This window comes from Zobellella sp. An-6 (assembly GCF_052487945.1).
Genome location: NZ_CP199259.1, coordinates 668058 through 687769 on the forward strand (window position 1 = coordinate 668058; position 19712 = coordinate 687769).

Below are 19712 nucleotides of genomic sequence, written 5' to 3' on the forward strand. Positions count from 1 at the left end.
ATAAACTGTTAGTATACCCCCGGTGATGTTTGCTTTGGGATCCCTATGCCTTATCAGTTAACGGCCCAGGGCTGGCTCACGCCGGCCCGGCATTGTTCCTCCCCCCACTGGGATGAGCGCCCCGAGGGCGAGGTTTCGCTGCTGGTGGTGCACTGCATCAGCCTACCGCCCGGCCAGTTTGGCGGCCCTTATATCGATGATCTCTTTATGGGACGCTTGGATCCCTCCCGGGATCCCTATTTTGCCGGTATTCATCAGTTGCGGGTGTCGGCCCATTGCCTGATCCGGCGGGACGGCGAACTGGTACAGTATGTACCCTTCGACAAGCGGGCCTGGCACGCGGGCCTGTCCTGCTTCGAGGGCAGGGACAGGTGCAATGATTTTTCGGTGGGCATCGAGCTGGAGGGAACCGATACCGGCACCTATACCGATGCCCAGTATCAAGTGCTGGCCGAACTGAGCCGCCTGCTGATGGCAAGTTACCCGGCCATTACCTCCGGGCGCCTCACCGGACACAGCGACATCGCCCCCGGGCGCAAGACGGATCCCGGCCCTGGTTTCGACTGGGCCAGGTTCAGGGCCATGCTCTAATCGTCAGTCCTGTCACGGCTTCCGGCCCGCTCCGGTGGGGCGGGTGCGCTTTCGTCGACCCGGGACTCGGGTGCCGATAATGCGCCGCAGTATCTGTTTTTACCTCAAAATGCCTATACGTAGGCGCTCGCCTTCTTTGGTCTTACCAATTGTTTCACCTTGTGTTCCCGAGATTTTGGGCTAGCCTAAAGGACCCGCCGCCCTTTTTCGGTATTTTCCGACTTTTTTGTATGCAATCCCGATCAAATAGTTGGACATTTATCCTCCGCTCTGATACCTTTTTTTAACAGTGTTAATTGGTCTTACCAATTTTAAGCCGGACCGAATGTCATATCAGCGCATCAAACAGCCGAAACTCGCCGACACCATCGCCGCCAAACTGGAGCAGATGATAGTGGAAGGCAGCCTGCAACCCGGTCAGCGACTGCCGCCGGAGCGGGAGCTGGCGGAGCAGTTCGCGGTATCTCGACCCTCGGTGCGGGAGGCCATCCAGCAATTGGAAGCCCGGGGGCTGGTATCGCGCCGCCAGGGCGGCGGCACCTATGTGCAGAATGCCCTGAGCAAGGGCCTGGCCGATCCGCTGTTCCAACTGCTGGCCGAGCACCCCGAGTCACAATACGACCTGCTGGAGTTCCGCCACACCATGGAAGGCATTTCCGCCTACTATGCGGCTCTGCGCGGTACAGAAGCGGATTTCGACGCCATCCGCGAGGCCCAGCAGGCCATCGTGAAGGCACAGGAAAAGGGCGATCTGCCGGCCGAGGCCAAGGCCGCCGCCGAGTTCTATCTGGCGGTGGCGGCGGCGGCGCACAACGTGGTGCTGCTGCACCTGTTGCGCGCCATACAACCGATGCTGGAGTCCAGCATCCTGCGCAATATCAAGATTCTTAACCGGCGCGCCGGCATGGTGGAAAAGATCCGCGTTCATCGCGCCAATCTGATCCAGACCATCCTCGCTCGCGAGCCGGAGCAGGCCCGGGATGCTTGTCATGAGCACCTGGCCTTTATCGAAGAAACCCTGCTCGACATCCAGCGCGAGGAAAGCCGCATCCAGCGGTCCCTGCGCCGGACCCGTCAGCAGGAATAACAACGCCTTCGGCAACGACGAAACCCATGGGCAGGAGCCCCAAACGAGATAGGAAACAGCCATGTCTGATATCCTGAAAAATGATGTGGATTCAGTAGAGACTCTTGAGTGGCTCGACGCCCTCGAGTCTTTGATCCGTCAAGAAGGACCTGAGCGCGCGCAGTACATCTACGAGCGTCTCACCACCAAGGCCATCCAGTCCGGTGTGGCCGTGGCCAGAAATGCCCACTCAGACTACGTCAACAGCATCTCCACCGACGAAGAGCCTGAATACCCGGGCAACTGGGATCTGGAGCGGCGGATCCGCGCCATCATCCGTTGGAACTCCGTCATGATAGTACTGCGCGGCTCCAAGAAAGACCTGGATCTGGGCGGCCACATGTCTTCCTTCGCCTCCAGTGCCACCATGTACGAAGTGGCGTTCAACCACTTCTTCCGTGCCCGCAACGAGAAGGACGGCGGCGACCTGGTGTTCTTCCAGGGCCATATCTCCCCCGGTATCTACGCCCGCGCCTTCGCCGAAGGACGCCTGACCGAAGCCCAGCTCGACATGTTCCGCCAGGAAGTGGACGGCAAGGGCATTCCGTCCTATCCGCACCCCAAGCTGATGCCGGACTTCTGGCAGTTCCCCACCGTGTCTATGGGCCTGGGCCCGATCAATGCCATCTACCAGGCGCGCTTCCTCAAGTACCTGACCGACCGTGGCCTGAAGGACTGTTCCGAACAGCGCGTGTACGCCTACCTGGGCGACGGCGAGATGGACGAGCCGGAATCCAAGGGGGCCATCACCATCGCCGCTCGCGAGAAGCTGGACAACCTGTGCTTCATCATCAACTGTAACCTGCAGCGCCTGGACGGCCCCGTGGTGGGCAACGGCAAGATCATCAACGAACTGGACGGCCTGTTCACCGGCGCCGGCTGGAACGTGGTCAAGGTGATCTGGGGCCGCCGCTGGGACGATCTGATCGCCAAGGACAAGACCGGCAAGCTGATCCAACTGATGAACGAAACCCTGGACGGCGACTACCAGACCCTCAAGTCCAAGGACGGCGCCTATGTGCGCGAGCACTTCTTCGGCAAGTACCCGGAGACCCGCGAGCTGGTGAAGGACATGACCGACGAGGAAATCTTCGCCCTCAACCGGGGTGGTCACGATCCGGCCAAGATGTTCGCCGCCTACAAGAACGCCGCCGACACCAAGGGCAAGCCGACCGTCATCCTGGCCAAGACCATCAAGGGCTACGGCATGGGCGAGTCCGCCGAGGGCAAGAACATTGCCCACCAGGTGAAGAAGATGGACATGACCTCGCTCAAGCACATGCGTGACCGCTTCAATATCGAAGTGAGCGACGAAGAGCTGCCCAAGCTGCCCTACCTCAAGATCGAGGAAGGCAGCCGCGAGCACGAGTACCTGCACACCCGCCGCCAGGCGCTGAAGGGCTATGTGCCGACTCGCCTGCCGCAGACCACCGTCAAGCTGGACATCCCGGCCCTGAGCGAGTTCGCGCCCCTGCTGGAAGAGCAGAAGCGGGAAATTTCCACCACCATGGCGTTCGTGCGTTCACTCAATATCATGCTGAAGGACAAGTCCATCGGCGAGCGCATCGTGCCCATCCTGGCCGACGAGGCCCGTACCTTCGGTATGGAAGGCCTGTTCCGCCAGATCGGTATCTACAACCCCTACGGCCAGCAGTACGTGCCCCAGGACCGGGAGCAGGTGGCTTACTACAAGGAAGACAAGAAGGGTCAGATCCTGCAGGAAGGCATCAACGAGCTGGGCGCCATGTCCTCCTGGCTGGCGGCCGCCACTTCCTACAGCACCAACGACTGCCCCATGATCCCCTTCTACATCTACTACTCGATGTTCGGGTTCCAGCGGGTCGGCGACCTGTGCTGGGCGGCGGGCGACCAGCAGGCGCGCGGTTTCCTGATCGGCGGTACCTCCGGCCGGACCACCCTCAACGGCGAGGGGCTGCAGCACGAGGACGGTCACAGCCACATCCAGGCGGGCACCATCCCCAACTGCATCACCTACGATCCGACCTACGCCTATGAAGTGGCGGTGATCGTGCAGGACGGCCTGCGCCGCATGTACGGCGACAACCCGGAAAACGTCTACTACTACATCACCACCCTGAACGAGAACTATCAGCAGCCGGCCATGCCCGAGGGGGTGGAGGACGGTATCCGCAAGGGTATCTACAAGCTCGAAACCGTCGACGGCAGCAAGGGCAAGGTGCAGCTGATGGGCTCCGGCTCCATCCTGGTGGGCGTGCGCGAAGCGGCGCGGATCCTGGCCGAGGAATACGGCATCGGCTCCGACGTGTACAGCGTACCTTCGTTCAACGAAGTGACCCGCGACGGTCAGGACGCCGAGCGTTGGAACATGCTGCACCCCACTGCCGAGCCGCGCGTGCCCTATATCGCCCAGGTGATGGGCAAGGCGCCGGCCATCGCCGCCACCGACTACATGAAGAACTACGCCGAACAGGTCCGTGCCTTCATGCCGTCCGTCAGCTACAAGGTGCTGGGTACCGACGGTTTCGGCCGTTCCGACAGCCGCGAGAACCTGCGTCGTCACTTCGAGGTGAACAAGCACTACGTGGTGGTGGCCGCGCTCAACGAACTGGCCAAGCTGGGCGAACTGGACAAGCAGGTGGTCGCCGACGCCATCGCCAAATACGGCATCGACGCCGACAAGATCAACCCGCTGTACGCATAAGGGGTAACACATGTCTAAAGATATTCTGGTGCCGGATATCGGCGCGGACGAGGTTGAAGTCACCGAGATCCTGGTGGCCGTGGGCGATAAGGTGAGTGAAGAGCAGTCACTGCTGACCGTGGAAGGCGACAAGGCCTCCATGGAAGTACCGGCCCCCGCCGCCGGCGTGGTGAAGGAAATCAAGATAGCGGTGGGCGACAAGGTCGCCACCGGTTCGCTGATCATGGTGTTCGACGCAGAGGGCGCCTCCGTCGCTGCCCCGGTGACACAAGCCAAGGTCGAAGCCGCTCCGGCCGCCGCCGGCGTGGCCCTGAAAGAAGTGCAGGTGCCGGACATCGGCGGTGACGAGGTGGAAGTCACCGACATCGCCGTCAAGGTTGGCGACAGCGTGGGCGAAGAGCAGACCCTGCTCACCGTGGAAGGCGACAAGGCCTCGATGGAAGTGCCCGCGCCCTTCGCCGGCAAGGTGGCCGAGATCAAGATCGCCGTGGGTGACAAGGTCAGCACCGGTTCTCTGATCATGGTCTTCGAGGTCGCCGGTGGCGCCGCCCCGGCCGCCGCGCAGTCCCAGTCCCAGTCTCAGACTCAGGCGGAAGCGCCCGCCGCGGCCCCGGCCGTGACCGGCTCCGCCGCCAAGGACGTCAACGTGCCCGATATCGGCGGTGACGAAGTGGAAGTCACCGAGGTGATGGTGGTGGTGGGTGACAAGGTGGCCGCCGATCAATCCATCCTCACCGTGGAAGGCGACAAGGCCTCGATGGAGGTGCCCGCGCCCTTCGCCGGCGTGGTCAAGGAAATCAAGGTCGCCGCCGGCGACAAGGTATCCACCGGCTCCCTGGTGATGGTGTTCGAAGTGGAAGGCGCCGCCCCGGCTGCCGCGCCTGCCGTCGCTCCCAAGGCCGAAGCCGCACCTGCCGCTGCCGCACCGAAAGCCGCCGCGCCTGCTGCCGCTCCCGCCAAGGGCGATTTCGTCGAGAACAACGCCTATGTGCACGCCACCCCGGTGGTGCGCCGCCTGGCCCGGGAATTCGGCGTGGATCTGTCCAAGGTCAGCCCGACCGGCCCGAAACAGCGCATCCTGAAGGAAGACGTGCAGAACTACGTCAAGGCCATCATCAAGCAGGTCGCCAGCCAGCCCGCGGGTGTGGCGGTGGCCGGCAACGGCCTGGAAGTGCTGGCCTGGCCCAAGGTCGACTTCGCCAAGTTCGGTGAAATCGAGGAAGTGGCGCTGACCCGCATCCAGAAGATCTCCGGCCCCAACCTGCATCGCAACTGGGTCAAGATCCCCCACGTCACCCAGTTCGACGAGGCGGACATCACCGATCTGGAAGCCTTCCGCAAGGAAGAGAACGCCATCGCCGACAAGCAGAAGCTGGGTTACAAGATCTCCCCGCTGATCTTCATCATGAAGGCCGCCGCCAAGGCACTGGAAGCCTTCCCCAAGTTCTGCTCTTCCCTGTCGGAAGACGGCCAGAGCCTGGTGATGAAGAAGTACGTGCACATCGGCGTGGCGGTGGATACCCCCAACGGCCTGGTGGTGCCGGTGGTACGCGATGTCAACAAGAAAGGCATTCGCGAGCTGGCCCTGGAGCTGGGTGAAATCTCCAAGAAGGCCCGGGCCGGCAAGCTGACCGCCGCCGACATGCAGGGCGGCTGCTTCACCATCTCGTCGCTGGGTGGTATCGGCGGCACCCAGTTCACCCCCATCGTGAATGCGCCGGAAGTGGCCATCCTGGGCGTGTCCAAGTCCGACTTCAAGCCGGTGTGGAACGGCAAGGAATTCGTGCCCAGGCTGATGCAGCCGCTGGCGCTGTCCTACGACCACAGGGTGATCGACGGTGCCGACGGTGCCCGCTTCATCACCATGCTGAGTGGGGTGCTGAGCGACCTTCGCCGCTTGGCCCTTTAATGTGACAAGGCAGGCATTCGCCTGCCTTTTTACTTTCTTTTTACAGGCAGAACAGTAAACTTTGGCCCGTTTATTTAGTAGTGGTCGTAATGAGTCTGGTCGAACCAGCAGCCGCTGCTTGAACGGGGCAAAAAATCATAATAGAGGTCACCATGAGTCAAGAAGTCAAAGCTCAGGTCGTGGTACTGGGCGCGGGTCCTGCCGGCTATTCCGCCGCCTTCCGTGCCGCCGATCTGGGTTTGGAAACCGTACTGGTCGAGCGTTATTCCACCCTGGGCGGCGTTTGTCTGAACGTCGGCTGTATTCCTTCCAAGGCATTGCTGCATATCGCCAAGGTCATCGAAGAATCCAAGATGATGGCCAGCCACGGCGTGACCTTTGGCGAGCCCCAAATCGATCTGGACAAGATCCGCGGCCACAAGGAAAAAGTCATCGGCCAGCTGACCCAGGGTCTGGGCGGCATGGCCAAGATGCGTAAGGTCAAGGTCGTCAACGGTTTTGCCAAGTTCACCGGCGCCAACACCCTGGTGGTGGAAGGCGAGGGCGGCAACACCACCGTGACCTTTGACAACGCCATCATCGCGGCCGGCTCCCGTCCGATCAAGCTGCCCTTCATCCCCCACGAAGATCCGCGTATCTGGGACAGCACCGACGCGCTGGAGCTGAAGGAAGTCCCCGGGAAGCTGCTGGTCATGGGCGGCGGCATCATCGGCCTGGAAATGGGTACCGTCTACCACGCCCTGGGCTCCAAGATCGACGTGGTCGAGATGTTCGACCAGGTGATCCCGGCCGCCGACAAGGACCTGATCAAGATCTTCACCAAGCAGATCAAGGACAAGTTCAACCTGATGCTGGAAACCAAGGTCACCAAGGTGGAAGCCAAGGACGACGGCATCCACGTGACCATGGAAGACAAGAAGGGCGAAAGCAAGACCATCGCCTATGACGCCGTGCTGGTGGCCATCGGCCGTACCCCCAACGGCAAACTGCTGGACGCGGAGAAGGCCGGCGTCAACGTGGACGAGCGCGGCTTCATCAATGTCGACAAGCAGCTGCGCACCAATGTGCCGCACATCTACGCCATCGGCGACATCGTGGGCCAGCCGATGCTGGCGCACAAGGGCGTGCACGAAGGCCATGTGGCCGCCGAAGTCATCGCCGGCATGAAGCACTACTTCGACCCGAAAGTGATTCCGTCCATCGCCTACACCGAGCCGGAAGTGGCCTGGGTGGGCGTGACCGAGAAGGAAGCCAAGGAAAAAGGCCTGAACTACGAAGTGGCCAGCTTTCCCTGGGCCGCCTCCGGCCGGGCCATCGCCTCCGACTCGTCCTATGGCATGACCAAGATGATCTTCGACAAGGACACCCATCGTGTCCTGGGTGGCGCCACCGTGGGCACCAACGCCGGTGAACTGTTGGGCGAGATCTGTCTGGCCATCGAAATGGGTGCCGACGCCGAAGACATCGCCCTGACCATCCACGCCCACCCGACCCTGCACGAGTCCGTGGGCATGGCGGCCGAGATGTTCGAAGGCTCCATCACCGACCTGCCGAACCCCAAGGCCAAGAAGAAGAAATAAGCCTTCTTCCGCCTTCGGTTCGCCTCAGCGCCCGGCTTGACGCCGGGCGTTTTTGATCGCGCCGCTGTTCTGTTTGCTCCCTTCCCCGAGTTTGTCCCCGGTGTGGCGCCGCTGCCAGGGAGGGGCGGTTCGAGCCGATGCTCCCTCCCCCGAACACGGGAATGCCAGACTGGCACTCGCACTCGCACTCGCACTCGCACTGGCATTTGGTGAGGTGGCATTATCGGCTTCCGGCTTCCGACCCCATTTGTGTCAAAGATCACCTTTTGCGACGAAAGACTTCACATCTTTGTCAATTAGCCGATATGGTTAGCAGTCACAACAACAAGAACGATGTCCGACCAAGTAAAGGAATACGAGATGCTCTCTAAATTAGGCCACTTGAGCGTCAGGGTGAAACTGACCCTGGGCTTCGCACTGGTGCTGCTGGCGACCCTCACCACCGCCGCCATCAGCTTCTACACCCTTTCTTCCGTCCTCGAGCGAGCCCATAAGCTGGAGGAGGCGGGGGCCATCGACCTGTTGTTCAGCAAGGCCCGCCAGTTCGAGAAAAACTACCTGCTGCAGGACGATCCCGAACAGCTGAACCTGGCCAAAGAGACGGTGCTGCAGGCCCGGGCCCAGACAGAGGCGCTCAAGGATGCCCTGCTGGAGCCCGAGGATCAGGCGCTGATCAATCAGATCCTCGAGGGTACCCTGGCCTACGAGGAGGAGCTGACCCAAATGGCTACACTGAACGAAGACGCCCAGCGCCAGATCTTCGATCTGAACGGCCTCGGTTTTTCCGCCCAGCAACGGGCCGAATACCTCAGCGCCAGCGACTCCAGCGCCATGAGCTGGCTGGTGCGGCTGGTGGGTATCCGCCTGACCCAGAAGGACTTCGCCCTGAGCCGGGACGAGATCGATGCCATGCAGCTCTCTTCCCGCCTGCGCGGCCTGCTGGTGACCCTGGAGAACCGTCTCAACATGCGTGCAGACGAGGACGTGAAAGAGCTGCATGAACTGCTCAAGCAGTTCCAGCAGCAGCAGGAACGCTTTATCGAGGCCATCAACGGCCTGGTGGCGGTGGAAGAGCGCATCGGTGCCCTGGCGGGGACCATCGCCGAGGGCACCACCGCCCTGCTGGCCAATCAGCAGGCGGCCATGGCCCGGGAGAGCAACTGGTCGCGCCTCATCATACTGGCGGTGACGGCGGCCGCGCTGGTGATGGGGGTGCTGTTCGCCTGGCTGATCACCCTCGGCATCATCAATCCGCTCAAGCTGCTGGTGTCCCAGGCCAACCGTATCGCCGAAGGGGATCTGAGCCAGGATATCCGCCACCATCGCAAGGATGAACTGGGCCGGCTGATGGATCGCATGCAGACCATGACCCTCAACCTGCGCCAACTGGTGGGCGAGCTCAACAACAGCGCCTCCCATATCGCCACCTCGGCGGAAGAGCTGTCGGCGGTATCGGAGCAGACCCGCACCGGGGTCAACCAGCAGCGGATGGAGCTGGAGCAGGTGTCCACCGCCATGAACCAGATGGCCGCGACCGTGCAGGAGGTGGCACGCCATGCGGAAACCGCCTTCGGCTCGGCCCGAACCGCCGACTCCGACGCCAGCGCCGGGGATCAGAAGGTGACCCTGACCATCGCCCATATCAACGAACTGGCCGAAGAGGTGCGTCGTTCCCTGGCCACCATCAACCAGCTGGAAAGCGAGAGCCTGAATATCGGCAGTATCCTCGATGTGATCAAGGGGGTGGCCGAGCAGACCAACCTGCTGGCGCTGAACGCCGCCATCGAGGCGGCCCGGGCCGGCGAGCACGGTCGCGGCTTTGCGGTGGTGGCCGACGAGGTGCGTGCCCTGGCGAGCCGTACCCAGCAGGCCACTTCCCAGATCGAAACCCTGATCCAGGGCCTGCAGAGCAAGGCCCAGGAGTCGGTGACCATGATGGGCAAGAGTGCGTCCATGGCTGAGGAAACCGTGACCATCGCCAACGAGGCCGGTGACTCCATCCACGCCATTACCCGCTCGGTGTCCGATATCCAGCAGATGAACAGCCAGATCGCCACCGCCTCGGAGCAGCAAAGTTCGGTGGCGGAGGAGATCAACCGTTCGGTGTTCAGCATTCGCGAGGTGTCGGAGCATTCGGCGGCGGCCACGGAACAGACCGCGTCCAGCAGTTCGGAGCTGGCTCGTCTGGGTAACGAGCTGCAGCAACTGGTCGGCCGCTTCCGCCTGCCGGCCTGATGCTGTGTTAGGGGGAGGGGTTACCCGCTTCACCCCACCCCTTACTCCTCGGCGTCTTAGCAGCGTCCCTTCATCGCCTGTCCGGGCGGGCAGAAGCCGCCGCCCCTGTGGTGGTCGCCGTCGCTGATGCGGATGCTGGCGTCCCGGGTACGGATTTCGGCATCCCGAACCCCCAGGCTGGTGGAGCAGGCGCTGAGCCCGACCATCAGCAACACCGCTATGCACAGATTTTTCATGTTTTGCTCCCTTTGATTCGGTGCGCCATTCTACCCTGGCCACCGCCCGGAGACGGTAACCTTCCGGTTACGCCCTGACGTCGTTCGTCGCAGCACCGGTCGGCGTCCGCCCGTTGCTCGGCGGGGAGGGCGGCTTCTCGCTTCCCGGCGTCCGGTTTAGCTCCTACAATGCGGATATTCTTGTCCGTCGGGCCTCCCCTCATGATCCGCCATCTCCTGCTGTCGATATTGTTAGTGGCCGCCAGCCTGCCGGCCCTGGCCGAGCGCCCCAGGGTCGCCCTGGTGCTCAGCGGCGGTGGTGCCAAGGGCGCCGCCCATGTGGGGGTGATCAGGGTGCTGGAAGCCAACCGTATTCCGGTGGACATCGTCACCGGCACCAGTATGGGCGCCTATGTGGCGGGCATGTACGCCCTGGGGCTGGATGCGGAGGAGCTGGAGCGGCAGGTACTGGGACTGGACTGGAACCAGGGCTACCAGGACAAGGTGGGGCGGGATGAGCTCTCGCTGCGGCGCAAGCGGCAGAACGACGAATACCTGCTGCGCACCGATATCGGCATCGACCCGGAGTGGCGTTTGAGCCTGCCCGGCGGCTTCTTCCAGGGGCAGGCCATGGGGGCCCTGTTGCGCCAGAGCACCCTGAACCTGCCGGGGCTGAAGAGTTTCGACGACCTGCCCATTCCCTTTCGTGCGGTGGCCACCGACATGGAAACCGTCACCCCGGTGGTGCTGAGTGATGGTCACCTGGCGACCGCTATGCAGGCCTCGATGTCGGTGCCCGGGGTGCTGCAGCCGGTGGAGGTCGGCAACCGGCTGCTGGCCGACGGCGGCGTGGTCAACAACATGCCGGTGGACGTGGCCCGGGAGTTGGGGGCGGATATCGTGATCGCGGTGGATATCGGCGATGCCATGCTGCCCCGGGACCGGCTCGACAGTGCCCTGGCAATGATAGGCCAGCTCACCAACTACCTGACCCGTTCGAGCACCGAGCGGCAGCTGGCGCTGATGACCGATCAGGATGTCCTGATCTCCCCCAATATCGGCGGTATCGGGGTGGGGGATTTCAATCTGATGCGGGATGCCATCGCCCGCGGCGAGGCGGCGGCCACCGTCATGCTGCCCCAACTGCAGGCCCTGGCCCTGAGCGAAGAGGATTACCTGGCTTACCAGAGCCACAAGCTGGACCGCCGGGCCCAGCTGCAGCGCTCGGACGCCGTCTACCTGGATCGCATCCTGGTGGAGAACGACTCCGGCCTGAGCGAGGCGGTGATCCGCGACGTGCTGGGGGTGGTGCCGGGCCAGTTTCACCAGACCCGGGATCTGGAGGAGGGCGTGCGCCGCCTCTATGCCCTGGATGCCTTCGAGCGGGTCAGCTACCGCATCGAAGAGCGGGAGGGGGAGCAGGTGTTGACGGTGCAGACCAGCGAAAAAGGCTGGGGGCCCGGCTTCGTCGATTTCAAGTTCGCCCTGGAGGACGATTTTTCCAGCCGCTCCAACTACGAGATTGGCGCCCAGTTCCGCCGCACCAATATCAACATGCTGGGAGGGGAGTGGCTGGCGGAGGCGACCTTCGGCAGCAACAAGCAGCTGGCCTCCGAGTTCTATACCCCGCTCGATACCGACTACGACTTCTTCTGGAAGGTGCGGGGCGAATATGAAAAGCGCCGGCGTACCTTTTTCTTCGACGCCTCGGATCCCCAGGCCGAGCTGTTCCGGCCGCTGACCACCCTGGACTTCGACTACGCCACCTGGAGCCTGCTGAGTGAACTGGGCTACAACCTCCATCCCTGGAGCGAACTGGCCCTGGGCTTCCAGGGCCTGGTCGGTGACATCGAAGCGCGCAATATCGACGAACGGCTGGATATCGACTCGCTCGGGCCCTATGTGCGCTTCAGCCACGATACCCTGGACAACGTTTTCTTCCCCACCCGGGGCCAGGCGTGGGAGCTTCGCCTCGGTTACTATCGCAACAGCCTGGATCTCAATGGCGGCAAGGAGAGCGCGACCGGCCTGGATTACGATCTGGAGTGGCTGCGGCCCTATGCCTACGGTCGCCACACCCTGATCGGCAAGCTGGCCTTCGGCGGCTCCAGCGCCGAGCAGCCTGTGCCCACCTTCGCCCGCAGCCTGGGCGGCCTGTTCAACCTGTCCGGCTACCAGAGCGACCAGCTCAGCGGCCGTTACAGCGGCTTCGGTGGCCTGCTCTACCATTACCGCTGGTTCGACAACGACTTCGGCGCCTTCCGCTCGCCGGTATACCTGGGCGGCTCCCTGGAGCGGGGGGGGGTATGGAACTCGGGGGCGGAAGTCGGCTGGGACTCCTCGCTGACTGCCGGTAGTGTTTTTATCGGTGTGGATACCAACTGGGGGCCGTTATATCTGGCTTATGGCCATGGCGAAGGGGATAAAAACAGTTTTTATCTCTATTTTGGTAATCTGTTCAGTTTTTGATGTTAATGGCTTGTTGGTGACAGGTATCGGGTTGGACGTGCAAAAACATATAAAAAACATGGGGTTAATTCATCATTCGACCAAAGGGTAGGGGGGCCGGATTTTAATTTGCGGTTAAAACTTATATACTGCTGCGGCGTCCGGACGGGACGCCAGCCCCCAACAAGGATTTCCCGCCCACGGTGGCGAATGATAATAAGAGGATACAGTCGTGCTTGAAGCCTATCGTAAACACGTCGAAGAACGTGCCGCAGAGGGAGTGGTCGCCAAGCCACTCGATGCAGAGCAAGTTGCCGCCCTGGTTGAATTACTCAAGAACCCACCCGCCGGCGAAGAATCCTTCCTTTATGAACTCCTTTCCACCCGCATCCCCCCCGGTGTCGACGAAGCCGCCTATGTCAAGGCCGGTTTCCTCGCCGCCGTGGCCAAGGGTGACGTGAGCTCGCCGGTGGTCTCGCCCGAGCAGGCCACCGAGCTGCTGGGCACCATGCAGGGCGGCTACAACATCCAGCCGCTGATCGAGCTGCTCGATGTCGCCGCCCTGGCGCCCATTGCCGCCAAGGCCCTGTCCCACACCCTGCTGATGTTCGACGCCTTCCACGACGTGGCCGACAAGGCCAAGGCCGGCAACGCCCACGCCAAGCAGGTGCTGCAGTCCTGGGCCGACGCCGAGTGGTTCCTGGGCCGTCCCGCCCTGGCCGACAAGATCACCCTGACCGTGTTCAAGGTGCCCGGTGAAACCAACACCGACGACCTGTCCCCGGCCCAGGACGCCTGGTCCCGTCCCGACATCCCGCTGCATGCCCTGGCCATGCTGAAGAACGCCCGTCCCGGCATCGCCCCCGACGAAGACGGCGTGGTCGGCCCGATCACCGCCATCGATGCGCTCAAGGAAAAAGGCTTCCCCCTGGCCTACGTGGGCGACGTGGTCGGCACCGGCTCCAGCCGCAAGTCCGCCACCAACTCCGTGCTCTGGCACATGGGCGACGACATCCCCTTCGTGCCCAACAAGCGCGCCGGCGGCGTGTGCATCGGCGGCAAGATCGCCCCCATCTTCTTCAACACCATGGAAGATGCCGGCGCCCTGCCCATCGAGTGCGACGTGACCAAGCTCAATACCGGCGACGTCATCGACATCTACCCCTATGAGGGCAAGGTCTGCCGCCACGGCAGCGACGAGGTGCTGGCCGAGTTCAGACTCAAGACCGAGGTGCTGCTCGACGAAGTGCGCGCCGGCGGCCGCATCCCGCTGATCATCGGCCGCGGCCTGACCGACAAGGCCCGCGCCGAACTGGGCCTGGGCCACTCCGAGGTGTTCAAGCGCCCGGCCGACGTGGCCGACTCCGGCAAGGGCTACACCCTGGCCCAGAAGATGGTGGGCAAGGCCTGCGGCGTGGCGGGCGTGCGTCCCGGCCAGTACTGCGAGCCCAGGATGACGACCGTGGGCTCCCAGGACACCACCGGCCCCATGACCCGGGACGAGCTGAAAGACCTGGCCTGTCTGGGCTTCTCCGCCGACCTGACCATGCAGTCCTTCTGCCACACCGCCGCCTATCCCAAGCCGGTGGACGTGGTGACCCACCACACCCTGCCCGACTTCATCATGAACCGGGGCGGCGTGTCCCTGCGCCCGGGCGACGGCGTCATCCACTCCTGGCTGAACCGCATGCTGCTGCCCGACACCGTCGGCACCGGCGGTGACTCCCACACCCGTTTCCCCATCGGTATCTCCTTCCCGGCGGGCTCCGGCCTGGTGGCCTTCGCCGCCGCCACCGGCGTGATGCCGCTGGACATGCCCGAGTCGGTGCTGGTGCGCTTCAAGGGCGAGATGCAGCCCGGCATCACCCTGCGCGACCTGGTGCACGCCATTCCCTACTACGGCATCAAGCACGGCCTGCTGACCGTGGCCAAGGAAGGCAAGATCAACGAATTCTCCGGCCGGGTGCTGGAAATCGAAGGGCTGCCCCAACTGAAGGTGGAGCAGGCGTTCGAGCTGGCCGATGCCACCGCCGAGCGCTCCGCCGCCGGCTGTACCATCAAGCTGGACCAGGAGCCGATCGCCGAGTACCTGAACTCCAACATCGTGATGCTGAAGTGGATGATCGCCGAAGGCTATGGCGACCGGCGCACCCTGGAGCGGCGCATCAAGGGCATGGAGGAGTGGCTGGCCAACCCGGAGCTGATGGCTGCGGACGCCGACGCCGAATACGCCCACGTGCTGGAAATCGACATGAGCGAGATCAAGGAGCCCATCCTGTGCGCGCCCAACGATCCGGATGACGCCCGCCTGCTGTCCGAGGTGCAGGGCGAGCAGATTGAAGAGGTGTTCATCGGCTCCTGCATGACCAACATCGGCCACTTCCGTGCCGCCGGCAAGCTGCTGGACAAGTACAAGGGCCAGCTGCCGACCCGGCTGTGGGTGGCGCCGCCGACCAAGATGGACAAGGACCAGCTGACCGCCGAGGGCTACTACGGCATCTTCGGCCGGGTCGGTGCCCGCATCGAGATCCCGGGCTGCTCCCTGTGCATGGGCAACCAGGCGCGGGTGGCGGACAACAGCACGGTGGTGTCCACCTCCACCCGCAACTTCCCCAACCGCCTGGGCAAGGGCGCCAACGTCTACCTGGCGTCGGCCGAGCTGGCGGCGGTGGCGGCGATCCACGGCAAGCTGCCGACGGTGGCGGAGTACCTGGAGTACGCCAAGGAGCTGAACGCCACGGCGGCGGACACCTACCGTTACCTGAACTTCGACGAGCTGGACAGCTACCTGGAGAAGGCCGATACCGTGATCTTCCAACAGGCCATCTGAGCGCCAGTTAGAATACCTTGAAGAAAAAGCCAGCCTCCGGGCTGGCTTTTTGCGTTTTAATGATGTCCGTTCGTGCCGGACCGCCGGTCCCCTTGCTGCATCCTGGGGGCATGACAACGGGGTACATCGTGGTGAAAGCAGAATGGAATTGAGAGTAAGTTTTTTTTAGAATACGTCGGATGCGACGCCACGAGGGTGTTCGCTTGATGGACGATATCGTTGTATGGAACAGTTTTCGGCCCTGGCCGACGCCCTCTATGGCCTGCTCTGGCTACCACTCTGGCACAAGTTCACCGGCCTGTTCGATCTGAATGGGCGCATGGGGCTTTTCTTCTTTGCTATCTCCACGCTGGTGGCCTACGGGCTGTACCGCCGGCAGCGGTGCCTGGGTTATACCCAGGCGAACGGCTTCTGGCACTATCTGGGGGGCAGCGAGGTGTGGTGGCACCCCTCTGCCCGCCTCGACTATCAGTATTATTTTGTTCGCGCCCTGCTGCACCTGGCCCTGGTGTTGCCGGTGCTGGCCTGGCTGGATCCCTACCTGTTGCGTTCCGCCGACGTCCGGGGGCTGCTGGACGAGTTGTGGGGAGCCAGGCCCTGGGCGGGGGACAGCACCGGCCTGATGCTGGGCTATGGACTGGGCGCCTTTCTGGTAGCCGACTGCGTGCATTACTGGGTGCACAGGGCCTTTCACTGCCGCTGGCTGTGGGAGTTTCACAAGGTGCACCATTCCGCCACCGTCATGGTGCCCTTTACCGCCAGTCGAGTGCACATCGTGGAGAAGCTGGCCGAGAAACTGTGCAAGGGGACCGCCCTGGCGCTGTTTGCGGGACTGTTCTTCTACCTGAGCGGAGGCAAGGTCGGCAAATACACCCTGTTTGGTGCCAGCTACCTGGTGCTGATCTTCAATTCGCTGGCGGCCAATCTCCGACACACGCATGTCTGGCTGTCCTTTGGTCCGCGGATCGAACATCTGATCAACAGCCCGGCCCAGCATCAGATCCACCACAGCCGTGATCCACGCCATTTCAACCATAACTTCGGCACCAATCTGTCGGTCTGGGACTGGCTGTTCGGCACCCTGTACGTGACGACGGCCCGGCCCGAGCCGTTGCAGTTCGGTGTCGGCCCCAGGGACAACGAGCGCTATCAGCGGATGAGCACTCTGATCCTGCGTCCCTTCTGGGTGACCGGCCTCAAGCTGTGGCGCGCCCTGCAAGGACCGATCCCGGCTGTTCGGTCCGCGCGCCGGCGGGTAGAATAGCGTTCTTTTTACTGGGGGCAGCGATGGATTTTGAGTTTTTCCGGGATCTGACCGGGGTGTGCCGGGCGCGTTTTTCCATGGGCCATGAGGCCTTCGGACAGTGGCTGACCGATGAGGTGACGCCGGCGGAGGCGAGCGCTCTGCTGGCGCAGATCCGGCGGCTCGAGGCGCGCCAGGACGAGGAGTTCAGGAGAGTTTACGCCGAGTTCACGTTGTTGCTGAGCCGGGACGATGCCGAGCTCGCGGCCCATAGCCTGGCGTTCGAGGGCGACCAACTGGAAGAAGGCATGGCCTATTACGACGACGAGCTGTTTGCCGGCTGCGGCCTGGACGATCTGGCCCGGGTGCTGGAGCAATGGCGGGCGTTTATTCAAGCTTGACGCGGTAGGCTGGACGGATAAAGCTGCCCGATGTTGGCTGTGGATTTGGTCTCGATCGGATCTTTTTCTGCCTGCCCAGGCCACAGGCACAACATATAAACCTCAGCCGGCTCGGGCAGCTTCCCGCATCAGGCTTCCCGCTTACAGCTTGATCTTCCCCCGGCCGCTCTTGATTTTACCCCTGTGGGTCTTGCTGTCCATCCGGCGGGCCCTGGCGGCCTTGCCCGGTTTGGTGGCCCGGCGCACCTTGATGGGGCGGCCGGCCTGCTGCAGCAGGGCCACCAGGGCGGCCTTGGCGGTTTCCTTGTTCATCAACTGGCTGCGATCGGATTCGCAGCGGATCAGTATCCAGCCGGACGGCAGTATTCGGCTGTCCTTCATCTCGCCCAGGGCCGTCTTGTAACTGTCGGGCAAACTTGGACTATTGGCGTAGTCGAAGCGCAGCTGCACCGCCGAGTCGGTCTTGTTGACGTGCTGGCCGCCGGGGCCGCCGGCCCTCATGGTCAGGAATTCCAGTTCCCGCTCGGGGATATGCACCCGGGCCGATATTTCCAACATGCCTTTCTCCGACGCACCATTTTGGTGCCTTCCTGTTCAAGTCTGCACCAAGATAACATTCCGTCCTTGGTTGGGGCCAGCCTGCATATTCTAACTATATGAAAAATAAATAATAAAAAAGTTGGCACAGAGATTGTTTATAGCCAAGGGTCACAGGCTTAAAACACGGAGCTAGCCATGAAGATGATCTGCGCCATTATCAAACCGTTCAAACTCGACGACGTGCGTTCGGCCCTGGCCGAGGTGGGCATCGACGGCATGACGGTGTCGGAAGTGAAGGGATTTGGCCGCCAGAAAGGGCACACCGAACTCTATCGGGGCGCCGAGTATACCGTGGATTTCCTGCCCAAGATCAAGCTGGAAATCGCGACCCAGTCCGATCAGGTGGAGCGGGTAATCGAGGCCATCTCGGAAACCGCCTACACCGGCAAGATCGGCGACGGCAAGATTTTTGTATTTGACCTGCTGCAAACCGTGCGGATCCGCACCGGTGAGCGCGACGTAGAAGCGATTTAAGCGAGGGAACGCATGATGGATGCATTGACCGAAATGAAGTTTGCCCTGGACACCTTTTATTTCCTGATGTCCGGTGTGCTGGTGATGTGGATGGCGGCGGGCTTTGCCATGCTGGAAGCGGGCCTGGTCCGCGCCAAGAACACCACCGAAATCCTGACCAAGAACATTCTGCTGTTCGCCATCGCCTGTACCATGTACCTGTTGGTCGGCTACCACATCATGTACGTGGACAACGCCGAAGGCGGCTGGCTGCCGAGCCTGGGCGGTCTGATCGGCGCTCAGGCTGATGATGCCGACCACGCCCTGGAATCCGACTTCTTCTTCCAGGTGGTGTTTGTGGCCACCGCCATGTCCATCGTCTCCGGTGCCGTGGCCGAGCGCATGAAGCTGTGGGCCTTCCTCGCCTTCTGTGTGGTGCTGACCGGTTTTATCTACCCGCTGGAAGGTTACTGGACCTGGGGCGGCGGCTTCCTGTCCGCGTGGGGCTTCACCGATTTCGCCGGTTCCGGCATAGTGCACATGGCCGGTGCCGCCGCCGCCCTGGCAGGGGTGCTGCTGCTGGGTGCCCGTAAAGGCAAGTACGGCAAGAACGGTGAAATCCACCCGATCCCCGGCTCCAACATGCCGCTGGCGACCCTGGGCACCTTTATCCTGTGGATGGGTTGGTTCGGTTTCAACGGCGGTTCCCAGCTGCTGGTGTCCGATATGGAAAACTCCACCGCCGTGGCCAAGATTTTCGTCAACACCAACGCCGCCGCCGCCGCCGGTGCCATCGGCGCCCTCTTCGTCACCAAGATGACCTGGGGCAAGGCGGATCTGACCATGATCCTCAACGGCGCCCTGGCCGGTCTGGTGGCCATTACCGCCGATCCGCTGTCGCCTGGCCACCTGTGGGCCGCCTGTATCGGTTTGCTGGCCGGCGTGCTGGTGGTCTATGCCATCGTGAGCCTGGACAAGCTGCGTATCGATGATCCCGTCGGTGCCATCTCCGTGCACGGTGTGTGTGGCATCTTCGGCCTGCTGTTGGTGCCGGTGGCCAATGAGGGCGCCACCCTGTGGGCCCAGCTGGCCGGCATAGTGGTCATCGGTGCCTGGGTCTTCTGCGCCAGCCTGCTGGTATGGTATGTGCTGAAGCAGGTGATGGGTATCCGCGTGACCGAAGAGGAAGAAATGTCCGGCATGGACATGATCGACTGCGGTATCGATGCCTACCCCGAGTTCGTTACCGTGAAGCAGAACTGAATTCCATGACTTGACGAGGCTGCCGAGCCTGGTTTTGGGAGACCCGTTGGGTCTCCCTTTTTTTGTTATGCCGCCTTGATCTGGCGCAAGGAAAAACCGGGAGGATGGCGAACCTTATTGCAGATAACAATTTTT

The 19712-nt window shown here is 62.4% G+C and carries 14 protein-coding genes; 12 read left to right on the forward strand and 2 right to left on the reverse strand.

Annotated elements, in window-relative coordinates; genetic code table 11:
- The first annotated feature begins 45 nt into the window (after window positions 1-45).
- From ampD to ACT7DK_RS03060, 6 genes are all read left to right on the forward strand, one after another.
- Window positions 46-591: a 1,6-anhydro-N-acetylmuramyl-L-alanine amidase AmpD gene (gene ampD, locus ACT7DK_RS03035; RefSeq protein ID WP_445396195.1), complete on the forward strand. Its 546-nt coding sequence runs from the start codon at window positions 46-48 to the stop codon at window positions 589-591.
- 325 nt (window positions 592-916) lie between these two features.
- Window positions 917-1678, forward strand: a complete 762-nt coding sequence (pdhR, locus tag ACT7DK_RS03040) for a pyruvate dehydrogenase complex transcriptional repressor PdhR (protein ID WP_445396197.1) — start codon at window positions 917-919, stop codon at window positions 1676-1678.
- A 61-nt stretch (window positions 1679-1739) separates the two neighbouring features.
- A complete protein-coding gene (gene aceE / locus ACT7DK_RS03045; RefSeq protein WP_445396199.1) occupies window positions 1740-4400 on the forward strand; it encodes a pyruvate dehydrogenase (acetyl-transferring), homodimeric type in 2661 nt (886 codons plus the stop codon).
- Between the two features lie 10 nt (window positions 4401-4410).
- Window positions 4411-6309, forward strand: a complete 1899-nt coding sequence (gene aceF, locus ACT7DK_RS03050; RefSeq protein ID WP_445396201.1) for a pyruvate dehydrogenase complex dihydrolipoyllysine-residue acetyltransferase — start codon at window positions 4411-4413, stop codon at window positions 6307-6309.
- 152 nt (window positions 6310-6461) lie between these two features.
- The gene (lpdA, locus tag ACT7DK_RS03055; protein WP_445396203.1) at window positions 6462-7889 is read left to right on the forward strand and encodes a dihydrolipoyl dehydrogenase; all 1428 of its coding nucleotides are present in this window, start codon (window positions 6462-6464) and stop codon (window positions 7887-7889) included.
- A 360-nt stretch (window positions 7890-8249) separates the two neighbouring features.
- Window positions 8250-10124 (forward strand): methyl-accepting chemotaxis protein, encoded by a 1875-nt coding sequence (locus tag ACT7DK_RS03060; protein WP_445396205.1) that lies wholly within the window; start codon window positions 8250-8252, stop codon window positions 10122-10124.
- Window positions 10125-10180: 56 nt separating this feature from the next.
- On the opposite strand, the gene ACT7DK_RS03065 is transcribed toward ACT7DK_RS03060, so the two are convergent.
- Entirely contained in the window at window positions 10181-10360 is a 180-nt protein-coding gene (locus ACT7DK_RS03065) for a hypothetical protein (protein WP_445396207.1), read from the reverse strand.
- A gap of 168 nt (window positions 10361-10528) precedes the next feature.
- Between ACT7DK_RS03065 and ACT7DK_RS03070 the strand changes: the two genes are divergently transcribed.
- The 4 genes from ACT7DK_RS03070 to ACT7DK_RS03085 all read left to right on the forward strand — a co-directional run bounded on the left by ACT7DK_RS03070 (window position 10529) and on the right by ACT7DK_RS03085 (window position 17261).
- Entirely contained in the window at window positions 10529-12808 is a 2280-nt protein-coding gene (locus ACT7DK_RS03070) for a patatin-like phospholipase family protein (protein ID WP_445396209.1), read from the forward strand.
- A gap of 211 nt (window positions 12809-13019) precedes the next feature.
- Window positions 13020-15617, forward strand: a complete 2598-nt coding sequence (gene acnB / locus ACT7DK_RS03075; RefSeq protein WP_445396211.1) for a bifunctional aconitate hydratase 2/2-methylisocitrate dehydratase — start codon at window positions 13020-13022, stop codon at window positions 15615-15617.
- A gap of 223 nt (window positions 15618-15840) precedes the next feature.
- Window positions 15841-16881: a sterol desaturase family protein gene (locus ACT7DK_RS03080; RefSeq protein ID WP_445396213.1), complete on the forward strand. Its 1041-nt coding sequence runs from the start codon at window positions 15841-15843 to the stop codon at window positions 16879-16881.
- 23 nt (window positions 16882-16904) lie between these two features.
- On the forward strand, window positions 16905-17261 hold the full coding sequence (locus ACT7DK_RS03085) for a YacL family protein (RefSeq protein ID WP_445396215.1): 357 nt from the start codon (window positions 16905-16907) through the stop codon (window positions 17259-17261).
- Window positions 17262-17402: 141 nt separating this feature from the next.
- Here ACT7DK_RS03085 and arfB read toward each other — a convergent pair whose 3' ends face one another.
- Window positions 17403-17819, reverse strand: coding sequence for an alternative ribosome rescue aminoacyl-tRNA hydrolase ArfB (gene arfB, locus ACT7DK_RS03090; RefSeq protein WP_445396217.1), 417 nt, complete (start codon window positions 17817-17819; stop codon window positions 17403-17405).
- A gap of 177 nt (window positions 17820-17996) precedes the next feature.
- Between arfB and ACT7DK_RS03095 the strand changes: the two genes are divergently transcribed.
- Both ACT7DK_RS03095 and ACT7DK_RS03100 read left to right on the forward strand, forming a co-directional pair.
- Complete coding sequence (locus tag ACT7DK_RS03095) at window positions 17997-18335, forward strand: P-II family nitrogen regulator (RefSeq protein WP_094040211.1); 339 nt, start codon at window positions 17997-17999, stop codon at window positions 18333-18335.
- 15 nt (window positions 18336-18350) lie between these two features.
- The gene (locus tag ACT7DK_RS03100) at window positions 18351-19577 is read left to right on the forward strand and encodes an ammonium transporter (RefSeq protein ID WP_445402259.1); all 1227 of its coding nucleotides are present in this window, start codon (window positions 18351-18353) and stop codon (window positions 19575-19577) included.
- The last annotated feature ends 135 nt before the right edge of the window (window positions 19578-19712 follow it).